Consider the following 1,204-nt stretch of genomic DNA (forward strand, 5'->3'; position numbering starts at 1 on the left):
TCTATCCGCACCACACTCTGGGTTTTTCGGTCGTAGTACGCAAGCGTTATTCCGTTGAAGATGATGGCCTCCAGGCCATCATCCTGTTCTTCCAGCATGATGTACTCATCAGTCAGCGCTTCACTCAGGAACACCGTCCCCTTTTTCCCCATATAGAGTGTCCCCCTCGATTTCACCCTGTAGACCGTTCCTCCTGACGGATAGGCATAGTCAGGAACACGGCCATCCCACTGGCGCTTCGAGGGGTGCCACACCGTTCCGGGTGTTGCACCCGCCAGGGCTTCATGCGGTCTTTCGTAGTTAAATTCTTCCCGGTAGTCACTGAACCACCGCTGTTGTTCTTCCATCGTCATGAAGGTGTTCCCCTGCGCCAGCGCACTTTTCAGGGAACGGTGCATGCGTTCGTGCCGCCCGTTCTCTTCGGGATGGCCCCGCCGGATACGCTCCGGTCTGACGCCCAGCTTTATCAGCCAGACGGCAAGGCGACTTAACCCGGCGATACCCGTCCCTGCGAAGGGCTGACCATTATCGGTTCTCAGAACGTCCGGCAGGCCGTACTCCAGGAACGCCTCCGTCAGACAGTGCCTGACGAAGGGCTCGCTCTCACGGTCCGTTCCACGGCAGCTCAGCAGATACCGGCTGTGGTTGTCGGTCAGGGTGAAGGGATGACAGTACTCTCTGCTCAGCAGCCTGAACTTGCCTTTAAAATCAGCGCTCCAGACCTGATTGTTTTCACTGATGCTGGTCAGGGGCCGGCGATTCCCCGGCGTTCTGCGCTTTCTCTTTCTGTCAGGTACCAGGCCTTCACGCTTGAGGATATCGCCGACAGTGCTGGCAGCAGGAACGGTAAAATCGACGTGATGATTGAGGAGCCACATCCGCAGTTTTTTCGGGCCCCAGTCAGGGTGTTTCTGACGCAGGGCAGTCAGGTGTCCGACGACCTCATCAGGAACCGTCCGGGAGTGAGAGCATGGTGCGCGCGACCGGTCAGAGAGAGAGGACAGGTCAGAAGGGTCAAAACGCTGAAGCCATTTGTAGCCGGTTTTGCGGCTGATACCAAAAAGACGGCAAAGAGCGGAGAAGGAGTCCGTACCTGCATGGCAGGCACGGATAAAATCAAGGCGTTGCATAGGTCGGGTCTCAGTCCAGGGCATAGCGAGTCTCCTCTTCTATGCCAGTTATAACTGTTACCCATGTATCCGGT

1 protein-coding gene is annotated in these 1,204 nt (G+C 56.9%); it reads right to left on the bottom strand.

The features are described from left to right. Nucleotides 1–1,154, bottom strand: a 1,154-nt coding sequence (locus FHC48_RS22975) for a DDE-type integrase/transposase/recombinase (RefSeq protein WP_220418990.1), incomplete at its 3' end; no start/stop codon positions are given. Nucleotides 1,155–1,204 lie beyond the last annotated feature (50 nt).

The sequence above is a fragment of the Enterobacter sp. EC_50 genome, from assembly GCF_019584525.1.
GTDB lineage: Bacteria > Pseudomonadota > Gammaproteobacteria > Enterobacterales > Enterobacteriaceae > Enterobacter > Enterobacter roggenkampii.